Source organism: Clostridium manihotivorum (assembly GCF_004015185.1).
Classification (GTDB): domain Bacteria; phylum Bacillota; class Clostridia; order Clostridiales; family Clostridiaceae; genus Clostridium_AR; species Clostridium_AR manihotivorum.
Genome location: NZ_CP025746.1, coordinates 402,826 through 420,782 on the forward strand (window position 1 = coordinate 402,826; position 17,957 = coordinate 420,782).

Sequence of the window (17,957 nt, forward strand, 5' to 3'; positions counted from 1 at the left end):
TTAAGGAAACTTAGTAATATCAAGGACTTATAACAGCTACTAAGGAACAGTAAAAAAGCTCTTATTCGCCTGTCAGATTCTACTCATACTCATTGGGAAATACAAATGCTCAAAAAAGTCACCGAAAAAACCTAAGTGACTCTTTTATAGGAATAAGTTTGAGAAAAACTTAATATTTATATAGATGTATTGCTTTGAGATATAGCTGATTAGTTTACATATTATTAACCTATTAGGTTTTTATTGTAAATGAAAAGTGTTATAATACTATATAGTACAATAATTTTAAATAACTCAATATATATTAGTAACTAATATTGTTCTAACAATAAGTCTTTCTATATAGACAAAACACTTTTTATTTTGGCTATGGTTAATAATATTGTTGAAATTAAGTGGTTACGAAGGAGATGCTATATGAGCGAGCAACTAGAATTAAATGATTTTTTCAGATGGAATGGCTTTAAAAATCATTAATACGTTCTTCATTAGTGATTTTTTGCGCATCTGCCTTTTCTGAACTTATGTGAAGAAATTCTGGCAGGCGACACATTCTTTCTCTTTACTTTTTATTTTAATGGCATTCCTAATATACTTAAGATTAAGATACATAAGTTTTATAAAGAGTGACTAGTTAAATAAAGAGTAAAACTGTATGTTCGAACGTAGTGAGTTTACAGTTTTAGCCATGGAATATGACAAAATCATATTAATTCTTTGCGCAAGCTCATCTAAGCATCGGATGACTGACCACTTAATTTCAACACAGTACGTTAACAGAGCTTTATTTTTAGGTGATGCTAAGGTGGTTACTTAATAACTAGGTAGTTTTAGTAAAGTTTTTTAAACCGAGCTATTTGTGAAAAGCAGAAGTGTTTTATCTGTCTAGAGCTAACAGGTTAGAGTGATATAGAAGAATTGGAATGAGGGGTGATTAGATTTGGTTGCTGATAAGTTGTTTTACAAAACTCTATTAAAAAATATGTTTTCAGATCCCTTTCAAATTAAGTTCTGGGATGGCACTGTAGAAAACTACGGTGAAGGAGAGGCAAAGTTTAAGATTATCTTTAATGAACCTATTCCAAAGGGAGACATAATAAACGATCCTTCCATGGCACTTGGTGAAGGTTATATGACTAATAAGGTAGACATAGAGGGTAGCGTACAGGATGTAATAGAATCACTTTACAACAACAAGGAAAGCTTTTTGAAGAATGGTGCTAAGTACGAGAAACTTTTAAAGAAGATAAAGAGCACTATAAAAACAAGTAAAGAAAATATTCAATTTCATTATGATATAGGTAATGATTTTTATAAGCTATGGCTTGATGATACCATGACTTATTCTTGTGGATACTTTAAAAATGATACTGATTCCTTAACTGATGCTCAGAAAAATAAGGTTGAGCACATACTTAAAAAACTTAACTTAAAGGAAGGTCAGAGCCTTTTGGATATAGGCTGCGGATGGGGTGAGCTTATTATTACAGCAGCAAAGAAATATAAGGTAAAGGCCCTTGGCGTAACTCTAAGCTCAGAACAGTTTGAGCGAGTAAAAGAAAGAATAAAAGAAGAAGGCTTAACTGATTTAGTGGACGTTAAACTTTCAGACTATAGAGAATTAAAGAATCTTACATTTGATAGAGTGGTTAGTGTAGGTATGATAGAGCATGTAGGAAAGGAAAATCTACAAGAGTATTTCCAAACAGTAAACAAGCTTTTGAGCAAAAATGGACTTTCTCTAGTACACTCTATAACTGGAATAAATGATGGGGGTACTAATACCTGGATTGATAAATATATATTCCCAGGTGGATATGTACCTGCAGTTAAGGAGCTAGTAAACTATATATCAGAACAGGACTTTGAATTAATAGACGTAGAAAGCCTTAGAAGACACTACGGAAGAACCTTAGAGAACTGGGCTAGAAACTTTGAAAAGGCACTTCCAGAGGTTAGAAAGAGTAAAGATGAAACCTTTATAAGAATGTGGAGACTTTACCTCAATGCCTGTGCAGCATCCTTTAATTGTGTAAATATAAGCATCCATCAAATACTATTTGGTAAGGGAGTTAATAATGACTTACCATGGACAAGGGATTATATGTATAGATAGAATTTTTCTCTATCAACTTGCACTAATTAAAGAGTAATAGCTAAATATATTTTATTTCAACGTTAGTGGAAGAACTGATAGATATGCATATTTATTTGAGAAAGATAAATAAACATTTATGAAGGGGCTGTCGCATTAGCGGTTAAAAACCGCTGATGCTCAGCCCTAATTTTCTAAAAATTTGTAAGAATTACAACTATATTTTAGAATGTTTTTTCTGAAATTCTAAAAAATTGCGCACTTTAATAAGCCTTTTCTATTAAGGCTATTTTTAAACAATTAGTTTTTAAAAGTTTAAATTTATGCACTGTTTTTTAATGAAAATAGGTGTTTTCCAGTTCTCTCTGATTGGATTTTATTATGTAGTTTGTTTACATTATGTGCCATTGCTAAAAGAATACTTTCGGCCCAAACATTCTGTTTGCCCTTCGAGAGATATCTTCGGAAGCCCATATCTTGTTTTATCTCTGCAAAAGAACCTTCAGCTTGAATACTTCGGTTCATTCTAAGTTGGCAGCCTTCTTCACTTACAACTCTTTCTAAATCTTTTTTCTAAGCTTATTAAACAACTTTGAGGTTTCAAGATTTTTAGCTCTTTCTTCCAAAGGTGTCTTGCTGTTATTTCCTTTTATACATTTGCTTTTGTAAGAACAAGAACTGCAATCTTCGCAAGTATATACTGTTTTTTCGCTTATGTATCCGGTTTTACTCTTTCTTTTTATAGTCTTACTAAATATTAACTTTTTATTATTCTTGCAGATATAGTAATCTCCAATTTCATCATAGTCCATATTATCAATTCTACTAATATCCCTTTGGTATTTCCTTGTTTTAGATATCTCATAGTTTGCTGGTTTAATGAAAGAGAGTTGTCCATTTTCTTCAATAAATAAATAGTTCTCTTCGCTTTCATAGCCAGCGTCAGCAACTATTTTTAGATATTTAAAACTTAGAGATTCTTCCATGCTCTTAAGAAATGGAATAAGTGTAGGGGTATCCGTTGGCTGATCGCATACGGTGAGCCATACAATATATTCCGAATCAACACCGTGTTGGACATTGTATCCAGCTTTTAACTGACCATTTCCCATAGCGTCTTCTTTCATTCTCATAAATGTTGAATCATTATCTGTTTTTGAATAACTATTACGGTTACCGCAAATGTGCAACTTTTGCGTGTATTCTTTTAACTTGTCAAGATACTCTTCAAGAGTTTCAATAGATCGCTGTAATGGCATTTTTCTTTTCCCTGATCCATGCACAAATTCAATATTTCTCTCATATTTCAGAGCGTAAAGCTTTTTTCGCAACTTTTTTATATGTTTCATCTTCACTTTGTCATTGTATATTATCTTAATTCCGTATAGTTCCTCACAGTTAGCTACTAAATCAGCCAATTTAACAAGAAGCTTTTCTAAATTCTTTGTAACTGCCTTTTTCCAAACAAAAGTATATTTATTAGCACAAGCCTCAATTTTAGTACCATCAATGAATATAGCATCTCCAGATATTTCTCCTGTAGCACGAAGACATTCTGTCATTTCAGCTAAGATTCTTTCTGCACATGGCGCAAAGTGTAAGCTTCTAAATCTAGCAAATGTTGAATGATCAGGTATTGGTGAATTTTCAAGAAGATACATGAAGTTAATATCACGTCGGCAATATTTTTCCATATCCCGTGAAGAATAGATATGGTTCATGTAAGAATAGAGTACAATCTTCAGCATCTGTCGTGGCGTAGCTTGATTTTCCCTAATTCGGGAATAAGTCGAATATAAATCTGTTAAATCCATCTCCTCTACAAATTGACTTAGCAAACGCACCGAATCATTAACTGAGACCATATAATCAATATTAAATGGAAGTTTTAATTGATAACTTCCTTTATTTAAAGTATAATCTTTATGTAAATTAATATGTTTGGTCATATATTAATTTTACAATAAATCCAGCACTCTTGTGAATGCTGGATTTATTTTTTATGCAAAAAACGGAGCTGTGCACTAATTAATTAGTGCGACAGCCCCTTTATTTTTACTACTTATTATAAGTATAGAGATTACAAAAATTAGCATTGTTAAAGCTTTTGTTTTGACAAGTAACCCCACTTTTACCAACGTCCCTCAACATCGTTATTCACACCTCTATCAGTAACGTGTGTAACGCAATATTCATTATCTGGATAAGATAACGAACTAATTCTAGGAGAGGATACTACATTACCATTTATTACAGCAGATTTGATTGAGATGGTGTTAGCTCTTGATAAATCTGTTAATGGTAGTGTAACAGCAACACCTGTTTCATCACCTGCGTAGGCAAAATCTAAATCTTCCATTCTAAATAATGTAGGAGCTACATAAGTGCCTGGAGGACAGTTATATCCAAAGAAATTGATTGTTCTATTGTATGTTTTAAATACTCCATCTTTAGCACTGTTAGTTGTATGAAAATGTGAAGCCCAAGAAGAACAATTACCTCCTTCGCTCCCATAGCCACCCACGGTGTACGCAACAGTAGGTTGCCCAGCACCATTTGTAAATACCATAACAACACCATCCATACCCCAGCTATGTGGAGCGTTACTAGCAATACGCCCTATTACTACATAACTTTCTTTCGTACCAATTCCACCACATCTTGAACCATTACAATCGAAAACATCGAACTTAGAACCTAGGTTTACCATTAGGTAACCTCTTTCGTACAACATTGTATTAATAGCCCCCCCGAAGTTGCAGTCGGGAACTGCAAAGCCATACTTATTACTTGCCATTTTAAATCCTCCTCTATTATGTTTTTCGGTATTTTAAATACCTTTCATTAAGTAAAAAGATAGATTTATAAGAAATGTAAAGACGTTTTATAAAAATTATATTAATTTTACTTTGAACTTAATACATGCTTAATTATTATAGATAGGAGATAAGAGGAGGTAACTATAATTGATTGATAAATCATATTCTAATTCAGAAGCTTTATAAGACTTAAATTTAGATCTTTTCTTTAGAATAGCTAAGTATTTCTTACTTAGGCGAACTTTAAGCTATTGCATAAAAGTATGCTTGTAAAAACGTATTTTAAACACAATATGTCTTTTAAGTTCTGGAATCTATACTGAATCAATCTTGATACTCTACTTTTTCTAATTTGTATGGTTATATTTAGATAGACTTTATTTAGAATGCATATTTACAATTATACATTAGCGCTCTCTTTATTTTATGTAAATTAAATTTGAAGGAGTGATAAACATGGATCAAATGGTCCTAACAACTCAGATGTGGTTAAATAATACCTATTCTGAAAACCCAGCTTACCAACCTGTAAAAACAGATGGAATTACAGGATGGCCCACAATAAATGCTTTAATAACAGCATTACAAATTGAATTAAAAATTCAATCTCCAAATGGTAACTTCGGTCCTGCAACAAGAAGTGCTTTCAAAAATTTATCAATTTACTCTCAACCTACTGCTAGTTTATCAGACGCAGAAATTAAATCTTTACAAAATCAAATTCGAATAGTTCAAGGCGCTCTATATTGTAAAGGCTATAATCCAACAGCAATTAGTGGTAATTTCGGATCAAATACAGATAAAGCAATAAAAGAACTCCAAGCTGATGCTGGAATAGCTCAAACTGGTATAGTTGACTCTACTTTAATGAGAGCTCTACTAACAATGGATGCTTTTAAACTACTTAACTATGGAAGTTATCAAGGTGATGAAAATATTAGGGAAATTCAACAAGTCATAAATAGAAAATATATTTCAAACAAAACCTTTGAAAGTGACCTTGGGTTAATACCTTGTGATGGGCTTTATGGGAGATCTATGAACAAGGCACTATTATATGCACTACAAATCGAAGAAGGCATAAATCCTCCTAATGGAGTATTTGGACCTACCACTAGTAAGCTTTGCCCAACTTTATCTAAAGGACAAAGCAATAACTTTGTATTAATACTTCAATATATTTTATATTGCAACGGATACGATCCAACATCATTTACTGGATATTTTGGCGATAATACCGAAGCCGCTATACGAAGATTTCAAGAATTTTCTTGCTTGCCAGTAACGGGCATAGCAGGCATTCAAACTTGGAAATCTCTTTTAATAAGCTGTGGTGATAACACTAGAAAAGGAACAGCATGTGATTGTTCTACAACTATAACACCGCAAATAGCTTCAACATTAAAGAGTAATGGATATACAGTAGTTGGTAGATACCTTACTGGTAAATATGCACTTACTTATAACGAGACTTTAACTATTATTAATGCTGGATTAAGCATTATTCCATTGTTTGAAGTCGGAGGATATAAACTGGAATATTTTAATTCTGACCAAGGAAAAAGTGATGCTGAAGCTGCTATAGATGCAGCTAAAAAGATTGGTATGCTTCAGGATACAATTATATATTTTGCTGTTGATTTTGATGCATTAGATGGAGATATTGATACTTCTATACTTCCATACTTCAAGGAAATAAATGATGTTTTTGACGACTATAATAATTTTTATAAAGTTGGTATTTATGCACCTAGAAATGTATGTAGTAGAGTAGCTAAAGCTGGATATTCATGTAGTAGTTTTGCATGTGATATGTCTACAGGCTTTAGTGGTAATCTTGGATATACATTACCTAGGGACTGGGCTTTCGACCAGATATCTACAATTTCAATTGGAAGCGGTAGTGGGTTAATAGAAATAGACAACAATATAAGTTCTGGAAGAAATTCAGGCGCATCAACCATAAACAATAATTGTATTACACCTTGGACACCAAATAGTAGCTTAGCAACTATAGTATCAGCTTTTGGTTTCTTGTATGATCCACTTCAAGATATTATATATTCTGAAATGTATCCAGCCATTCAAAGACGGGCGGGATATTGCAAGATGTATGATGATTCTGCCGCTGTAATAATTAGTGCAATAATAGATTGTGAACCGATTTATTTTTCTTATGATAATAAAGATTGGATGATTGAATTATGGAAAGGGCAATATGGTATAGAAACCGGAGCAGAAATAGGAGTATATAATAGATATCAAGGAAAGGAATATCCGGAAGATATTGTTGTAGGTAAGTTCTTTGCATGTGTAACTGATGAGGAGCGTCTAACTATGTCATTTGTGTTAAAAAGAAATGGTGTTAAAATTATTGAAAGAGGTCCAGAAGTTCATTGGTGGCTAACAGGATTTAAGTGGGGAGAATTCACCAACGATCCAAGTACGGATTTAACAATGGATATAACTATAAAACTGAAAAATTCCGATATGATGCATGCATTTTTGGGGGGGCTACAGAATTCGGGATATATTATGCCTGACGTAGATATTTCAGCTAATACTAATTTTGCTGGTCCGGTAATCTGGTATGATAGTACAGTAACTTTTACTTTTGATGTTCCTAAATCAAAACAACCACAATCGAGAATAGATGATTTTAATAGTACTCAAGCCTTTAACAATACACTTGTAGAAGAGTATAATCTACTTAAAAAAGTGTTAGGGGTAAATAGTAATGATCCTAACTTAATTGATTATGCTTTAGTTGAAAAGCTATCAAGTGAAGCACAGGATTCATACAATAGAATTGTGACGTGGTTTAATTCTATTCAATCCATGTATGATAAAGTTATAAAATCTCAGACTTAAAATTTGTAGTAACAAACTATAGGTATTCTTTATGAAACTAAATGAATAAATGTTCTATAATACCGTATTACGGGGAGCATTAGTCATGTATACATTAGTAGTTTAAGTTGGATACCTGTATTATATAATTAATAAAACAATCAACTATGTAGTAGCTTTGTATTCATATAATATAGCTATTTAATAACTTTGTTTAAAATAAGCCATTAATTACTTTTGTAATTAATGGCTTTTTATGGTATTGTATTTAGTAGTATTATTTTTATCTTTGAGGTGAAACGTAATGCTATTTATAAATCAAAATACATCACTACCGTTTAATCTTTGATTAAAATTTCCATTGACAATTTTAATATGGATATAAGTTGTCTAATTACCATAAGTTTAGACGTGAAAGTAGCCAGTAACCTTTGATTTAATGTAATCACCACAAAACAACAAACCAAAGGAGGTTACTGGCTACGTGGTTGATTATATCAAATTATTCGATAAAATTATAGAGCTTATTAATTGGAATACATTGAAACATTCAGTAGTTAAACTTAATACTGACAATAAAGTTTCTAAATTCTTCACTACAGGACATTTAAAATCAATGATTTACTATCATTTATGTCAAAAAGATAGTTTAAGAGACTTAAGCTCTAGTATAGGAATGTCTAAAAATTTAAAACCAATCGTCGCAAGCGTTAGCTTGAGCACCTTGTCGTATCATAATAATAGACGAAGTTATGAAGTGTTTTTACCAGTTTTAACTGAACTTATCAATAAAGCTTTAAATATAGGTTCACTTTTGTTTAATCATTAAGTAATATTTCCATTGACTTTTTAAAAAAGGTCTTATTCGATAGTCAGGAATATAATTCCAGTAAAAACATACGTAGGCTCAGAATTTTTCAATGTAAATTTTAAAAAAAACTATATTTTAGTTTCATATTTAGGAGCTATTAAAAATATCAGACCATTTAAATTTGCTTGCTTCGTAAATTTCAAAGAAATTATTTTTTATAGCTCTCTTAATATTAATTAGTGAAATTTTTATTTCAACTAATTTCTCTATAATCTTAAATATAGCAAAAGTCATAATTCCAGTAATTATCTGAATCATTATTGCATTAAGTGAGCGACCTATAAAGGTTTTAAATTTTAGATTTTGCTTTATCCACTTGAAGAAAATTTCTATTTCCCAGCGTTTTTTTATAAAGCCGGGCTATTTCTTCACTAAAGAGTTCATCAATGTTTGTTATGAATGTTAACTCTTTACCAGTTTTGTCTAAGATTTTTATAAGGCGATAAGTCTCTTTGGTCTGATAAGTGTATAGAGATCCTAACTTTACTACCTTGTCGCATAATATTTGAGTTCCTAAATCCAAAAGTCTGTTATCACTACGGCTTATCCTTAAGTCTTTGACTTCAGTTACTACTGCATTATCCTTTAATCTAGTTACAAAGTATTTTTCATCTCTTGTATATTGGTCAAATTTTTTATAATCACTATATGCTTTGTCAAATACATAGATACAGTGCTTCGTATCCATCAAGGAATCCATTGTAGTCTTGTCGTGTTCGACAGCATTTGTTACAACAAATGCATCCGGAAACCATTATTTAAATCAAACCTTGTATGAATTTTTACACCTGCTTTAGTAGATCTAAATAGTGCCCAGTGATAAAGATTTAAACTCATGCTTATGGTGGTTGAATCTATTAGCTTGACAGGTCCGAAACGTTTTAACGATTCGTTTACTGAGCCTATATTTACAGCTTTATTAATAAGTTCAGTTAAAATTGGTAAAAACACTTCAAAATTTCTTTTGTTATTGTGATGTGATAAGGTACCCAAACTAACACTTACGATGATTGTTTTCAATTTCTTAGACATACAAATACCAGAACTTAGATCCCTTAAATTATCTTTTTGGAGTATATGATAGTAAATCATTGATTTTAAATGTTCTTTTGTGAAAAACTTAGAAACTTTATTGTCAGTATTTAGTTTAAATACTGAATATTTCAGTGTATCCCAATTGATAAACTCTATAATTTTATCGAATAATTTGATATAATCAACCACGTAGCCAGTAACCTCCTTTGGGTTTATTGTTTTTTGGTGATTACATTAAATCAAAGGTTACTGGCTATTTCACGTCTAAATTTATGGTAATTAGACAACTTATAACCATATTAAAATTGTCAATGGAAAGTTTAATCAAAGATTAAACGGTAGTGATATAGGTTCAGTAAATGAATCATTAAAACGCTTTGGATCTATCAAACTAATAGACTCTACCACAATAAGTATGAGCCTAAATCTTTATCAATGGGCACTATTTAGATCTACCAAAGCAGGTGTAAAAATTCATACAAGGTTTGACCTGAACAAGGGTATTCCGGATGCATTTGTAGTAACAAATGCTGCCTCGCATGACAAAACTGTAATGGATTCCTTAGTAGATACAAAGCATTGCATCTATGTGTTTGACAAAGCTTACAACGATTATGTTAAGTTTGATCAATATACAAAAGATGAAAAGTACTTTGTAACTAGATTAAAGGATAACGCAGTAGTAACTGAAATCAAAGACTTAAGAATAAGTCGAAGTGATAACAGACTTTTGGATTTAGGTACTCAAATATTATGCGACAAAGTAGTAAAATTAGGATCTGTATACACTTATCAAACTAAAGAGACTTATCGACTTATAAAGATTTTAGACAAAACTGGTAAGGTATTAACCTTCATAACAAACATTGATGAACTCTTTAGTGAAGAAATAGCCTGGCTTTATAAAAAACGCTGGGAAATAGAAATTTTCTTCAAGTGGATAAAGCAAAATCTAAAATTTAAAACCTTTATAGGTCACTCACTAAATGCAATAATGATTCAGATAATCACTGGAATTATGACTTTTTCTATCTTTAAAATTATAGAAACATCAATTCAAATAAAAACTTCACTAATTGATATCAAGAGAGCTATTGAGAATAATCTCTTTGAGATTTACGAAGCCCATGAGTTTAAGTGGCTTGATATTTTTAATAGCTCCTAAATTACAAAAATAAAATATATTGTTTTAAAAATTCACAATAAAAATTCTGAATCCCCGCTTAAATTTGTTGGAAGAACATTCCAAAAAAACAAAATATGATGATTTTTTAAAAAGTCAATGGAAATATTGTTTAATAATTAAACAGTAGTGAAAATACATATATATTAAAAAAAGCAATTAATTTAATAATAACTTTGGAGGTAAGCTAAGTGTTAGTATTTTTCTCTATTATGCTTATTGTGTTATTTATAGGCTTAGGTCTTACGATATCATCAACAATACTTCTTATATTATGCAATTTATACAAGAAAAAAACGGGAAAAAAAGCCCATATAGCAATCCGTATAATTTTGATCATTGTATTATTAGTTGGAGCTGCAGCATTTATTGTTCCTACAGTATTTTTGCTTTCATGTTGGTACGACGCACCAAAAATGCAACATTTGAAGTGATATTTCTATAAGAAAATAAGTAAAAACCTATATATAACTATTAATCAATCAAAGACAGAAATATACTTATAGTAGTTCCTGCAGATACTTCGCTATTTATCTTTACTCCATAGTCACTTCCATAAAGAAGTTTTATTCTATCATCCACATTCTTTATTCCAATGCCAGTAAAATGTTTATGCTTAGAGGTGGTAGAGGAATAAAGCTTTGACAGTTGTTCCTCATCCATACCAGCGCCATTATCCACTATCTCGCAGAATAACTTCCCATACTTTTCTGATATAAATACATGTATTCTTCCAGCTTCATCTCCATATCTGGTTTCGTTTATGAAAACATAGTTTTTTAGATTATCTATCTCTTGCTCCACTGTTATTGTTTCACTGGTTTCGTTTATGGTGTTTTGAAGAAGTGATATAAAAGCGTTTATGGTGTTGCTTGCCTTTTCCTTATCTCCTTTTAAAACCAGCCACTTTATAGATGCCAGAGTATTATAGATAAAGTGAGGATTTATCTGTATTTGAAGTGCTGATAGTGCTGATTTTCTTTGATTTTCCTTGGCTATGAGAAGTTTTTCTAAATAGTCGTTTAAGCCGTCTAGCATGTACTTCGATAAAACTGTATAATTTTTCCCATCAGAATTTATATTTTTATACTTTAGATTATTTTTGCTTATTTCTGTTGCTATGGCTTTGAAATAAATAAAAACAAATCTAGAGATAGGATTCTTGGAATTCTCTTGCTATCTATGCTGGTTGCTTTTGCAGCGCTTATGATACCCTTATTCAAGATGTTCAGCTCCTTCAAGGTGGTAGGCCTTAACACTACTGCTTCAGTAATAATACCAAGCTTATCCACTGCCTTTCTAGTATTTTTCTTTAGACAGAATACTAAGTCCTTTGCAAAGGAGCTTTTGGAAGCAGGCCGTATAGATGGATTGGATGAGCTTAGAGTTTTCACTAAGATTTATTTTCCAACCATGAAGTCCTCTTACGCAGCAGCGGCTATCATAACTTTTATGGGAAGCTGGAACAACTATATGTGGCCTCTAATAGCCTTACAAAGTCCTCAAAAAAGAACTGTTCCACTTATAATTTCAACCATGAGTTCATCTTATACCCCTGATTATGGCATGATAATGGCAGGAATAGTGATAGCCACCATACCAACGGCTTTGGTATTCTTCCTCATGCAGAAGCAGTTTGTTGGTGGAATGCTTGGCTCTGTAAAAGGTTGATATATATTTTTCTAAATCTATTGAAAGTTTATTAAAACTATTGGAAAATAGAGTTATGTATACGATATCAAGTGATGCTTAAAAATTATTGTTGATTATAGTTTCAATATGATGCTTTAAATATTACAATGGAGGATTATTAATATGGATTTAAAAACACCTAGTATAGAATGGCTTTCTGATACCTCAATTTTTGCAGTAAACAGGGTTGAAGCTCATTCAGACCATAAGTATTATACAAAAGAAGACGAGCTGAATTCAGGAGATATGAGGCTTAGACAGAGCTTAAATGGTAACTGGAAGTTTAGTTTTGCTATAAACCCAAGTTCAAGGGTTAAAGACTTTTATAAATTAGATTATGAATGTAATTGTTGGAAGGATATTGAGGTGCCTGGACACATACAACTTCAAGGCTACGACAAGCTTCAATATATCAATACTATGTATCCTTGGGATGGACATATTGAGCTTAGACCACCGGAAGTATCTGAAGAATACAATCCTGTAGGAAGCTATGTTAAGTACTTTCAATTAGACGAAGCATTAACTGGCGGTCCTTTATTTGTATCCTTTCAAGGTGTAGAAAGTGCCTTTTTCCTTTGGCTTAATGGAGAATTTATTGGCTATAGCGAAGATAGCTTTACTCCAGCAGAGTTTGACCTTACTCCTTATATAAAGAGTGGTGAAAACAAGCTTTCTGTAGAGGTTTATAAGAGATCTACAGGAAGCTGGTTAGAAGATCAGGACTTTTGGAGATTTTCAGGTATATTTAGGGAAGTATACTTATATACAGTACCTAAAACTCATGTACAAGACATATTTGTAAATACTAATCTTGATAAAGCCTATAAAAATGCTGTTTTGAAGGCAGAACTAAAGCTTAGTGGGCATATATCAGGTACTGCTGACTTGGAGCTTAAGGATAAAAGTGGAGTTACTGTAGCTAATTGTACCAATATTAAGTTAGAGCCCAATATGCAAATATCCATGGATGTAACTGACGTAAAGCTTTGGAGTGCAGAAGATCCATATCTCTATACTCTTTATGTAAGCTTAAAGGATGAAGATAATCAAACTGTAGAGATAGTACCACAGAGCGTTGGTTTCAGAAGCTTTGAGCTGATAGATAAGGTAATGCATTTGAATGGCAAGCGAATAATCTTTAAAGGGATAAATCGTCACGAATTTAACTGTAGAAGAGGAAGAGCCATAACTAAAGAAGATATGCTATGGGATGTAAAGTTCTTAAAGCAAAGTAACATAAATGCAGTTAGAACTTCTCATTATCCAAATCAAAGCTATTGGTATGAGCTTTGTGATCAGTATGGGATTTACCTTATTGATGAAACCAATCTTGAGACTCATGGTTCTTGGATGAAGATGGGACAGGTAATACCGGATTGGGTTATCCCTGATAGTAAGCCAGAATGGTTGGATATAGTACTTGATAGAGCAAAATCCATGGTAGAAAGAGATAAGAATCACCCTTCAATACTAATATGGTCTTGTGGAAACGAATCTTATGGAGGGGAAAATATCTATAAGATGTCTCAGTATTTTAGAGAAAGAGATGGTTCTAGGCTAGTACACTATGAAGGTATATTTCATGATAGAAGGTTCAATGCTACAAGCGATATGGAAAGCAGAATGTATGCAAAGGTTCATGAGATAGAAGCTTATTTAAAAGACAATCCACAGAAGCCTTATATAAGCTGTGAATATATGCACGCCATGGGCAATTCATGTGGAGCAATGCACAAATATGTTGAGCTTGAAGATAAGTATAAGCTTTACCAAGGTGGCTTTATTTGGGACTATATAGATCAAGCAGTAGTAAGTAAAAATAGATTTGGTGAAGAATTCTTAGCCTATGGAGGAGATTTTGATGATAGAGCTACAGACTACAATTTCTGTGGTGATGGGATAATATATGCAGACAGAACTATATCTCCAAAGGTACAGGAAGTTAAAAAGCTTTACCAAAACATAAAGCTATATGCAGATGCAAAGGGAGTTAGGGTAAAGAATGAAAATCTGTTTATAGATACCTCAGATTACTTTTTAGAATATATACTATATCTTAATGGAGTAGAGCAGTATAAGAATAAGCTAGAGGTAATGGTTAAGGCTGGTGAAGAAGCTTATTGTAGCCTTGACCTTCCTAAGCTAGAACAGGCTGGAGAATATTCTTTAGACGTAGCCTTAAAGCTTAAAGTATCAAAGCTTTGGGCAGAAAAAGGTCATGAAGTAGCTTTTGATCAGTATATATATCCTGTTAAGAAAGAAAAAAGCTCAAAGGAGCTTAATAAGATTAAAGTTATACATGGAGATGTAAATATAGGTGTTAAGAACAGAGACTTTAGTGTATTATTCTCAAAGCAGGAAGGTGGCATTGTATCTCTAAGATATAATGGGAAAGAGATGATAACTAGAACTCCAATGCCTATATATTGGAGAGCTACTACGGATAATGACAATGGAAACAGGCAAGGCTTTAGATGCGGCCAGTGGCTTCAAGCAAGCTTATTTCAAAGGTGCATGAAGGTTGAGGTCTTTGAAGAGGAATATAGTGTTAAGGTTGAATACACCTACAGTCTTCCGCTATCAGTGCCAACAGAGGTTAAAGTAGCCTATACTACCTATGAGGATGGTCAAATTAAAGTCAGCTGTAATTATAAAGGGGTAGAGGGACTTCCAGAAATGCCGATATTCGGTTTAGCCTTTAAGCTTTCTTCTGACTATGACAGCTTCACCTTCTACGGTATGGGCCCTGAGGAAAATTATATCGATAGGGTAAAAGGAGCTAGACTTGGTATATTTGATAAGCGTGTTTTAGACAATATTTCAAGATACCTAGTGCCTCAGGAAAGTGGTAATCACACTGGGGTAAGATGGGTTAGGCTTATAGACAAAAATGGCTTTGGCATTGAGTTCTTAGCAGAAGGAGAAAGCTTTGAGCTTGGAGTGTCGCCTTATACAGCCTTCGAACTTCAGAATGCCCTTCATTATCATGAGCTTCCAAGAACCAACTACACCGTTGTAACCATAGCTGGAAAGCAAATGGGTGTAGGTGGAGATGATAGCTGGGGAGCACCAGTTCATGAGGAATACTTAATTGATTCTTCAAAGGATATGAGCTTCCAGTTTCTTATAAAAGCAGTTAAGTAAGGTGGGCTTAATAAAAATCTTATTTTAGTAGCTAGTTATATAGGGCATGCTGCAGGATTTATTAGCTTAAAGTAAAATGTTAAGGCAAATGTAGATGAGAATTTAAACTGAATTTTAAATAGCAAAAATAGAAAAGGAAGTGATGAGTCTTATGATTCAACGCTTCCTTTCTTAATATATAAAGACTAGTATAAAATTTTTTTGTTTTCATAGGATTATGTTCATATGATGCATAAAAAGTAAATTGGCTAGGACTAAAATACAAGTAGATAATTAGTTATAAATGAAGTACTAGCGTTATGCTTAAAACTACCCAATCCTTAGCTTAAAGCAACTATTATAGCACCAACAGCTATAAGTGCTACACCAAAGCCATTCATCTTGCTTATCTTTTCTCCTAAGAACATAACTGCCAGTATGGTTGCAAGAACTACGCTGAACTTATCTATAGGTGCTACCTGAGACACCTTTCCATACTTTAAAGCTAGAAAATAAAATAGCCAAGAGAGAGCACCAGCTAAGCCGCTAAAGACAATAAAGGAAAAAGTCTTTTTATCAGAAATTATTTCTGGAATCTTGCTAAGCTTCCCTTGAAATACCACAACTAGAAAAAGAAAAGCAGCCATTATAATTGATCTTATAGCAGTAGCAGTATTTGCATCTACAGATTTTAGACCTATCTTACCAAAGATAGCTACAAGTGCAGCAAATACAGCAGATAACATGGCAAAAACAAACCAAAGAGCATTCATTAAATCCATCCCCTTATATAATTATAATACCTACTTAATTATAACTCTTATTACTCTAGAGCTTAGAATTTTAATGAAATTTTAATAAAAATTTTAGTGTTTTCTAATGTAAGAAAACTAGTATTAGTTTTATAGAGTAAAAGTGATTAAAGATATTGTTCTTAGGTTAAAAAGGTTATCTTAAAGATACTCTACGGGCACATTTTATATAGACTGCTTAATTTGGACAATATCAAATTATAATAGGAGGTATAAAGGTATGAAGGAATTTATATCAAAACTAAGAGAAAAGCTAACAAAAAACAATAAGAAGACAGCACGAATTGCAGCTATAGTTGTGGCGGTGATTTTTGTTATAACGGTAACGGTATTTTCAATAATATATTTTAGAGCAAAAGCAAATATAAAGTATAGCCAAGATCAATTAGAAAAGATAGCTTTAACCAAGGTTAAGGGTGAAGTTGTAGGCGTTAATAGGGAGCTAAACTTTAAAAAGGACAGTTTTGATTATGACTTTAAGATTAAAACTCCTAATAATGTGTTGAGAGACGTAAAGATGGACTCAGAGTATGGAGTTATATTGAACTCTAAAGGTAACATTAAAAAACAGACTAAAAAGAATAATACAAACAAAGTTAGAAAAAACAATAAAAATAAACAGAGCAAAAATGAGGATAATAAAAATGAGGACAATAATAGCAATCAGGAGTAAAATTGTTATATATTGAAAACTTGCCATGTTTATAAGCATGCTTTTGACATTAAGAAATTAATATAGCAGTGCTTTATGCGGTTAAGTAAAGAATTTTAGATGTATAACGGAGATGGTACGTTGAAGGATTTAAAGATACTTTTAGTAGAAGATGAAAAACAAATGTCTATGTTCATTGAGATGGAGCTTACACATGAAGGCTATAAAGTTGATACAGCCTATGATGGAAGAGAAGGCTTAAGTAAGATAGAAAAGAATAGCTATGATTTAATATTGCTAGATATCATGATTCCAGGCATCAATGGCATTGAGGTATGTAGAAGAACCAGACAGTTTTCAGAGGTTCCAATAATAATGCTTACGGCAAAGGGAGAAGTTTCGGACAAGGTTTTGGGGCTAGATGTAGGGGCAAATGATTATCTTACTAAGCCTTTTGCCATAGAAGAGCTTTTGGCAAGGATTAGAGCTCATACTAGAGGAAATACTATAATAAATAAAAGTGATAAGCTTATGATAGAAGATGTTGTTATGGATAGAAAAGCTCATCAAGTTTGGAGAAGTGGTCAAGAAATTGAGCTTACAAAAAAAGAGTATGAGCTGTTAGAAATGCTGATTTTAAACAAAAATATAGTTTTGACCAGAGAAAAGTTGATAGGCAGTATATGGGGATATGATTATGTTGGCGACACCAATGTAGTAGATGTATTCATAAGATATTTGAGAAGCAAGATCGATGAAGGTTTTGAACATAAGCTTATAACGACTATAAGAGGCGTAGGCTATGTGATTAAAGGTGACTAG

General features: G+C 32.4%; 14 protein-coding genes and 2 pseudogenes. 9 read left to right on the forward strand and 7 right to left on the reverse strand.

Annotation, left to right across the window (positions count from 1 at the left end):
- Positions 1–655: 655 nt before the first annotated feature.
- Together C1I91_RS27955 and C1I91_RS01805 are read left to right on the forward strand one after the other, a co-directional pair.
- Positions 656–817, forward strand: coding sequence for a hypothetical protein (locus C1I91_RS27955; protein ID WP_164880410.1), 162 nt, complete (start codon positions 656–658; stop codon positions 815–817).
- 123 nt (positions 818–940) lie between these two features.
- Entirely contained in the window at positions 941–2,116 is a 1,176-nt protein-coding gene (locus tag C1I91_RS01805) for an SAM-dependent methyltransferase (protein WP_164880411.1), read from the forward strand.
- Between the two features lie 300 nt (positions 2,117–2,416).
- On the opposite strand, the pseudogene C1I91_RS01810 reads toward C1I91_RS01805, so the two are convergent.
- Together C1I91_RS01810 and C1I91_RS01815 are read right to left on the reverse strand one after the other, a co-directional pair.
- Positions 2,417–4,044: pseudogene (locus C1I91_RS01810) on the reverse strand (IS1182 family transposase).
- Positions 4,045–4,226: 182 nt separating this feature from the next.
- A complete protein-coding gene (locus C1I91_RS01815; protein WP_128210954.1) occupies positions 4,227–4,892 on the reverse strand; it encodes a hypothetical protein in 666 nt (221 codons plus the stop codon).
- Positions 4,893–5,370: 478 nt separating this feature from the next.
- Between C1I91_RS01815 and C1I91_RS27960 the strand changes: the two genes are divergently transcribed.
- Positions 5,371–7,785, forward strand: coding sequence for a DUF4474 domain-containing protein (locus C1I91_RS27960; RefSeq protein ID WP_164880412.1), 2,415 nt, complete (start codon positions 5,371–5,373; stop codon positions 7,783–7,785).
- A 463-nt stretch (positions 7,786–8,248) separates the two neighbouring features.
- Positions 8,249–8,593: a DUF4372 domain-containing protein gene (locus C1I91_RS01825; RefSeq protein ID WP_128210955.1), complete on the forward strand. Its 345-nt coding sequence runs from the start codon at positions 8,249–8,251 to the stop codon at positions 8,591–8,593.
- A gap of 129 nt (positions 8,594–8,722) precedes the next feature.
- On the opposite strand, the gene C1I91_RS29540 is transcribed toward C1I91_RS01825, so the two are convergent.
- From C1I91_RS29540 to C1I91_RS28680, 3 genes are read right to left on the reverse strand one after another with little or no spacing between them, the layout of a single operon-like run.
- On the reverse strand, positions 8,723–8,986 hold the full coding sequence (locus tag C1I91_RS29540) for a transposase (protein ID WP_338032612.1): 264 nt from the start codon (positions 8,984–8,986) through the stop codon (positions 8,723–8,725).
- On the reverse strand, positions 8,925–9,335 hold the full coding sequence (locus tag C1I91_RS28675) for a hypothetical protein (RefSeq protein ID WP_238475908.1): 411 nt from the start codon (positions 9,333–9,335) through the stop codon (positions 8,925–8,927). Before C1I91_RS28675 ends, C1I91_RS29540 begins: the two co-directional genes overlap by 62 nt.
- 29 nt (positions 9,336–9,364) lie before the next feature.
- A complete protein-coding gene (locus C1I91_RS28680) occupies positions 9,365–9,859 on the reverse strand; it encodes a DUF4372 domain-containing protein (RefSeq protein WP_238475909.1) in 495 nt (164 codons plus the stop codon).
- A 226-nt stretch (positions 9,860–10,085) separates the two neighbouring features.
- On the opposite strand from C1I91_RS28680, the gene C1I91_RS01835 reads away from it, so the two are divergent.
- Positions 10,086–10,835, forward strand: a complete 750-nt coding sequence (locus C1I91_RS01835) for an IS4 family transposase (RefSeq protein WP_238475910.1) — start codon at positions 10,086–10,088, stop codon at positions 10,833–10,835.
- 492 nt (positions 10,836–11,327) lie between these two features.
- On the opposite strand, the gene C1I91_RS01840 is transcribed toward C1I91_RS01835, so the two are convergent.
- Entirely contained in the window at positions 11,328–11,891 is a 564-nt protein-coding gene (locus C1I91_RS01840) for a sensor histidine kinase (RefSeq protein WP_128210956.1), read from the reverse strand.
- A gap of 81 nt (positions 11,892–11,972) precedes the next feature.
- On the opposite strand from C1I91_RS01840, the pseudogene C1I91_RS01845 reads away from it, so the two are divergent.
- Both C1I91_RS01845 and lacZ read left to right on the forward strand, forming a co-directional pair.
- Positions 11,973–12,524 (forward strand): annotated as a pseudogene (locus C1I91_RS01845) (carbohydrate ABC transporter permease); the annotation flags it as partial.
- Between the two features lie 144 nt (positions 12,525–12,668).
- Positions 12,669–15,692, forward strand: coding sequence for a beta-galactosidase, LacZ type (lacZ, locus tag C1I91_RS01850; RefSeq protein WP_128210958.1), 3,024 nt, complete (start codon positions 12,669–12,671; stop codon positions 15,690–15,692).
- Between the two features lie 320 nt (positions 15,693–16,012).
- On the opposite strand, the gene C1I91_RS01855 is transcribed toward lacZ, so the two are convergent.
- Complete coding sequence (locus C1I91_RS01855) at positions 16,013–16,444, reverse strand: EamA family transporter (RefSeq protein ID WP_128210959.1); 432 nt, start codon at positions 16,442–16,444, stop codon at positions 16,013–16,015.
- A 259-nt stretch (positions 16,445–16,703) separates the two neighbouring features.
- On the opposite strand from C1I91_RS01855, the gene C1I91_RS01860 reads away from it, so the two are divergent.
- Positions 16,704–17,156, forward strand: a complete 453-nt coding sequence (locus C1I91_RS01860) for a PepSY domain-containing protein (RefSeq protein ID WP_128210960.1) — start codon at positions 16,704–16,706, stop codon at positions 17,154–17,156.
- 120 nt (positions 17,157–17,276) lie between these two features.
- The gene (locus C1I91_RS01865; RefSeq protein ID WP_205694270.1) at positions 17,277–17,957 is read left to right on the forward strand and encodes a response regulator transcription factor; all 681 of its coding nucleotides are present in this window, start codon (positions 17,277–17,279) and stop codon (positions 17,955–17,957) included.